Source organism: Paraburkholderia tropica (assembly GCF_914484835.1).
Taxonomy (GTDB): Bacteria; Pseudomonadota; Gammaproteobacteria; order Burkholderiales; family Burkholderiaceae; genus Paraburkholderia; species Paraburkholderia tropica_A.
In genome coordinates this window covers 24,965-31,156 of the sequence record NZ_CAJZAR010000064.1, presented here as the reverse complement: position 1 = coordinate 31,156, position 6,192 = coordinate 24,965, and the positions used below count along the sequence as shown (strand labels likewise).

The window sequence follows — 6,192 nt, the reverse complement described above, 5'->3', positions numbered from 1 at the left end:
CCGCCGTCGCCGCCATCAATAGCCTCGCCGCCGCGCAAACCGCGAGCGCGGCTCATGCCGACGACGCAGCCGACCTCGACCTGCCGAGCCTCGACGCCAACGAAGCCGCCGCCGGCCGCCGCAGCTGGCGTCCGGGCCAGGGCGCGGCCGCCGCGGCCAGCGCCGAGCCGGACCCGACCTACGAGCGCTCGAAGCTCAACCCGGTGCTCACGTTCGACAATTTCGTGACCGGTAAGGCGAACCAGCTTGCGCGCGCCGCGGCCATCCAGGTCGCCGACAACCCCGGCATCTCGTACAACCCGCTGTTCCTGTACGGCGGCGTGGGCCTCGGCAAGACCCACTTGATCCACGCGATCGGCAATCAGCTGCTGATCGACAAGCCGGGCGCGCGCATCCGCTACATCCATGCGGAACAGTACGTGTCCGACGTCGTGAAGGCGTATCAGCGCAAGGCGTTCGACGACTTCAAGCGCTACTACCACTCGCTCGACCTGCTGCTGATCGACGATATTCAGTTCTTCTCGGGCAAGTCGCGCACGCAGGAAGAGTTCTTCTACGCGTTCGAGGCGCTGGTCGCCAACAAGGCGCAGGTGATCATCACGAGCGACACGTATCCGAAGGAAATCTCGGGTATCGACGACCGCCTGATCTCGCGTTTCGACTCGGGCCTGACGGTCGCGATCGAGCCGCCCGAACTCGAAATGCGCGTCGCCATCCTGATGCGCAAGGCGCAGTCGGAAGGCGTGAGCCTGAACGAAGATGTGGCGTTCTTCGTCGCCAAGCATCTGCGCTCGAACGTGCGCGAACTCGAAGGCGCGCTGCGCAAGATCCTCGCGTACTCGAAGTTCCATGGCCGCGAAATCTCGATCGAGCTGACCAAGGAAGCGCTCAAGGATCTGCTGACGGTGCAGAACCGCCAGATCTCGGTGGAAAACATCCAGAAGACGGTGGCCGACTTCTACAGCATCAAGGTCGCCGACATGTACTCGAAGAAGCGCCCCGCGAACATCGCGCGGCCGCGCCAGATCGCGATGTACCTGGCCAAGGAGCTTACGCAGAAAAGCCTGCCGGAAATCGGCGAGCTGTTCGGCGGGCGCGATCACACCACGGTGCTGCACGCCGTGCGCAAGATCGCCGACGAGCGCACCAAGGACGCCCAGCTCAACCACGAGCTGCACGTTCTGGAGCAAACCCTCAAGGGCTGACGGGGCGGCTCCCCTGAGGTTCCCCCTGTTTATTGCGTGGATCGCCCCCAATTTAGGGAAGTGGTCCGTTTTCAGGCACAATATGGGTTTAACCGTCCGGCGCTCCGGCCGACCGGGCGGATTCCACGCCACGGCCTGTGCTGCGGGGCGGCGCCGGGATCGGGCGCACGACGCCCGGCCCGGACAGGGTGCGCAGACCGTCACATCAACGAAGGAACTCTATGCAACTGGTCAAGACCGAACGCGATAACCTGCTGAGGCCGCTGCAAACGGTGAGCGGCATTGTCGAACGCCGCCACACGTTGCCGATCCTCGCCAATCTGCTGATCACCAAAACCGGTTCCGACGTCTCGTTCCTGTCGACCGACCTCGAGTTGCAGATCACCACGACGGCCGACTTCGGCGTTGGCAGCGAGCAGGTCGCGACCACGGTCGCCGCACGCAAGCTGCTCGACATCCTGCGCGCGATGCCCGACGGCCAGGTCACGCTCACGCTCGCCGACAAGCGCCTCACGGTGCAGTCGGGCAAGAGCCGCTTCGCCCTGCAAACGCTCGCCGCGGACGAGTTCCCCACGGTGGCGCAGGCCAAGGACTTCGGCGCGAACCTCTCGGTGCCGCAGAAGACCTTCCGCCAGTTGCTCGGCATGGTCTACTTCGCGATGGCGCAGCAGGACATCCGCTACTACCTGAACGGCATGCTGCTCGTGGTGGACGGCGACCAGCTGATGGCCGTGGCCACCGACGGCCACCGCCTCGCGTTCTCGTCGATGAAGATCGAAGGCTCGTTCGCGCGCCAGGAAGTCATCATCCCGCGCAAGACCATTCTCGAACTCCAGCGCCTGCTCGAAGACATCGACGACACGCTGAAGATCGACATCGGCTCCACGCAGGTGAAGTTCACGTTCGGCCAGGTCGAGCTCGTCTCGAAGCTCGTGGAAGGCAAGTTCCCCGACTTCCAGCGCGTGATCCCGAAGGCGCACAAGAACACCTTCCAGATCGGCCGCGAAGAACTGCAACGCTCGCTGCAACGCGCGGCGATTCTCACGTCCGACAAGTTCAAGGGCGTGCGCTGCATCATCGAGCCGGGTCAGCTCAAGATCATGTCGACCAACGCCGACCAGGAAGAGGCGCAGGAAGAACTGGAAATCGCCTACCAGGGCGACACCATCGACATCGGGTTCAACGTCACGTATCTGCTCGACGTCCTCGCGAACCTGAAGGTCGACACGCTGGAAGTGAGCCTCGGCGACTCCAGCTCCAGCGCGCTCATCACGATTCCCGAGAACGAGGAATTCAAGTACGTGGTGATGCCGATGCGCATCTAAAAAGCGCGACAGAAGAAGAACACCAGGGGGCGCTGCGCCCCTTTGGCGTTTTTATGGCTTTTCAAAAAGTCTCGAGCAGTAACGCTGGCAGTACAGCAGAACCGGAAAAATTCCATGACTGATACGAACAACTCGCAACCCGACAACAGCTACGGCGCCTCGTCGATCCAGATCCTCGAAGGTCTGGAAGCGGTGCGCAAGCGTCCCGGGATGTACATCGGCGACACGTCGGACGGCACCGGTCTGCATCACCTCGTCTTCGAAGTGCTGGACAACTCCATCGACGAAGCGCTCGCCGGCTATTGCAACGACATTCGCGTCGTCATTCACGCCGACAACTCGATCTCGATCACCGACAACGGCCGCGGCATTCCCACGGACGTGAAGATGGACGACAAGCACGATCCGAAGCGCAGCGCCGCTGAAATCGTGATGACCGAGCTGCACGCGGGCGGCAAGTTCGACCAGAACAGCTACAAGGTGTCGGGCGGCCTGCACGGCGTGGGTGTCTCGTGCGTGAACGCGTTGTCGAGCTTCCTGCGCCTGACCGTGCGCCGCAACGGCAAGAAGCACTTCATGGAGTTCCACCGTGGCGTGCCGCAGAACCGCGTGCTCGAAGAACGCGACGGCGTGACGGTTTCGCCCATGCAACTGGTCGGCGACACGGAAAACCGCGGCACCGAAGTGCACTTCATGGCCGATGAAACCATCTTCGGCAGCGTCGAATATCACTACGACATTCTCGCCAAGCGCATCCGCGAACTCTCGTTCCTGAACAACGGCGTGCGTATCCGCCTGACCGACCAGCGCTCGGGCAAGGAAGACGATTTCGCATTCGCGGGCGGCGTGAAGGGCTTCGTCGAGTACATCAACAAGGCGAAGACGGTCCTGCACCCGAACATCTTCTACATCTCGGGCGAGAAGGACGGCGTGGGCGTGGAAGTCGCCATGCAGTGGAACGACAGCTACAACGAAAGCGTGCTGTGCTTCACGAACAACATTCCGCAGCGCGACGGCGGCACGCACTTGACGGGCTTGCGCGCGGCCATGACGCGCGTGATCAACAAGTACATCGCCGACAACGAAATCGCCAAGAAGGCCAAGGTCGAAACCTCGGGCGACGACATGCGCGAAGGTCTGTCGTGCGTGCTCTCCGTGAAGGTGCCGGAGCCGAAGTTCAGCTCGCAGACCAAGGACAAGCTGGTGTCGTCGGAAGTGCGCGCGCCGGTGGAAGATGTCGTGGCGAAGGCGCTCGAAGACTTCCTGCAGGAAACGCCGAACGACGCGAAGACCATTTGCAGCAAGATCGTCGACGCCGCGCGTGCGCGCGACGCCGCGCGCAAGGCGCGCGAGATGACGCGACGCAAGGGCGTGCTCGACGGCGTGGGCCTGCCGGGCAAGCTCGCGGACTGCCAGGAGAAGGATCCGGCGAAGTCCGAGGTGTATATCGTCGAGGGCGACTCCGCAGGCGGTTCGGCCAAGCAGGGCCGCGATCGTAAGTTCCAGGCGATCCTGCCGCTGCGCGGCAAGGTGCTGAACGTCGAGAAGGCGCGTTACGACAAGCTGCTCTCGTCGGAGCAGATCGTTACGCTGATCACCGCGCTCGGTTGCGGTATCGGCAAGGAAGACTACAACCTCGATAAGCTGCGTTATCACCGCATCATCATCATGACCGACGCGGACGTGGACGGTGCGCACATCCGCACGCTGCTGCTCACGTTCTTCTATCGCCAGATGCCGGAGATGATCGAGCGCGGTTATGTGTATATCGCGCAGCCGCCGCTTTACAAGCTCAAGGCGGGCAAGGACGAGCGTTATCTGAAGGACGATGCCGATCTGAACGCGCATATGCTGCGCCTGGCGCTGAATGGCTCGGAGCTGGTGCCGACGGAAGGCGCGACGGCGATTTCGGGCGATGCGCTGGGTGAACTGGCGCGGTCGTATCAGTTGGCTCGGGCGGTGGTGGATCGGTTGTCGCGTCTGTATGACGTGCGCGCGCTTGAGGCCATTATGGATGGCGTGGCGATTGATCTTTCGAGTGAAGCGTCGACGGAGGCTTCGGCTCGGGCGCTTGAAGCGCAGCTGCGCGATGATCCTTTGAAGCCTGAGGTTTCGGTCGTGCCGATGTATGACTCGGTGCGTGAGCAACGTTCGCTGCGTGTGGAACGTCGTCATCATGGGAACGTTAAGGTTTCTGTTATCGATGAAGAGTTCCAGCTGACCGCGGATTATCAGCAGCTTGTGAATACGGCTAATACGTTTAAGGGTTTGATCGGGAAGAATGCGCTGATCAAACGTGGTGAACGTAGCATGGCTGTGACGGACTTCAAGAGCGCGATGAAGTGGCTGATTGCGGATGCTGAGCGCAATGTCTCCAAGCAGCGTTATAAGGGCTTGGGTGAGATGAATCCTGAGCAGCTTTGGGAAACGACGATGGATCCGGCTGTGCGTCGTTTGTTGCGCGTGCAGATCGAGGACGCTATTGCTGCGGATGGGATCTTCACTACGTTGATGGGTGACGATGTGGAGCCGCGTCGCGCGTTTATTGAGAGCAATGCGCTGCGGGCGGGGAATATTGATGTTTGAGGGTTTTTAGTCGAATCGCTGTGATCGGTTTGGCTGGGAATTGGAGACCCACGAGTTGAGAGACTTGTGGGTTTTTTTATTTGGGGATTCCGATGACGATCGTGTTCGCAATGCGAAGGTCGGGAGTTCGATCCTCCTCCGCTCAACGCGTTTTACGCTGCCCACCTCGCCCTAGCAGCCCGCTCCTCACCACACAAAAAGCGCCCACCGAGGCGCTTTTTTTCGCCCACACGAAGCTGCCTCATTCCCGCAATCTATCCACAGCCTCCTGCGGATAACCCGCGCACAACCCCCATAACATCCGGTGCACGAAACCTGAACAACTCGCCCCCTGGATAAAACAGTGGAAAAGTTGTCAGCAACTGCCTGGGATTGTCCCGTTAACACCCTCAAGGTTATGAATTTTCCACAGCCTTGTTTACTCAATGGTTTTCCGGGGTTATCCACAGAAAACCCAGGGACTTGTTAACTATTACTACGTTTACGTATACATAGATTGAAAAAACCTAAGAGACCGCGCGTCGGAAACGAAAAAGCCGCTGGACAACCTTCCCAGCGGCCTCAAAATCCCTGAGCAAGCCATCAAGCCAGCGGAATATAAAGCTCGGTCTTCAGATCCTCGGGCGCCACTTCATCCGGCGTATTCAAATACACCTCGAACGACGGCACCGAAAAGTCCGCGTTACGCCCAAGCTGCTTCAACCCATCGTTGTAAAGCCACATCCACGCTTGCTGCAGCCCTTGATACGGGCCCGAATGCAGCAACATCGCGTGCTCGCCGCCGCGCAACTGAAACTTCTCCACCGGCGCAACCACCTGCACATCCCGATCGTGCACGAGCTGCACTGCGGCCTTCGACCTAAGCTTCGATTCGTCGACCGAATTCGGATCGTCGTAATAGATGCCGACCAGCTTCGAGCCCGACGTGCGCACATTCCGCTCGCCGAGCCACTGCGCGAGCGTATAAAACGCGTCGCCGATCTTCATATACGGGCCGATATGGCTCACGGCGAGCAGATCCATCGGATCGAGCTTGAGCAGCTTCACGTCGCGGTCTTGCATGATGTCGTCTCCGG

At 60.6% G+C, this 6,192-nt stretch carries 4 protein-coding genes; 3 read left to right on the top strand and 1 reads right to left on the bottom strand.

Annotation, left to right across the window (positions count from 1 at the left end; translation table 11 throughout):
- From dnaA to gyrB, 3 genes are all read left to right on the top strand, one after another.
- The coding region (dnaA, locus tag LDO54_RS23505) for a chromosomal replication initiator protein DnaA (RefSeq protein ID WP_224013075.1) at nucleotides 1–1,205 on the top strand (1,205 nt) is incomplete at its 5' end.
- A gap of 221 nt (nucleotides 1,206–1,426) precedes the next feature.
- A complete protein-coding gene (gene dnaN, locus LDO54_RS23500; protein ID WP_224013074.1) occupies nucleotides 1,427–2,530 on the top strand; it encodes a DNA polymerase III subunit beta in 1,104 nt (367 codons plus the stop codon).
- A gap of 114 nt (nucleotides 2,531–2,644) precedes the next feature.
- Complete coding sequence (gene gyrB, locus LDO54_RS23495) at nucleotides 2,645–5,116, top strand: DNA topoisomerase (ATP-hydrolyzing) subunit B (RefSeq protein WP_224013073.1); 2,472 nt, start codon at nucleotides 2,645–2,647, stop codon at nucleotides 5,114–5,116.
- Between the two features lie 582 nt (nucleotides 5,117–5,698).
- Here the strand turns inward: gyrB and LDO54_RS23490 are convergent.
- Complete coding sequence (locus tag LDO54_RS23490) at nucleotides 5,699–6,178, bottom strand: AraC family transcriptional regulator (RefSeq protein WP_224013072.1); 480 nt, start codon at nucleotides 6,176–6,178, stop codon at nucleotides 5,699–5,701.
- Between the last annotated feature and the right edge of the window lie 14 nt (nucleotides 6,179–6,192).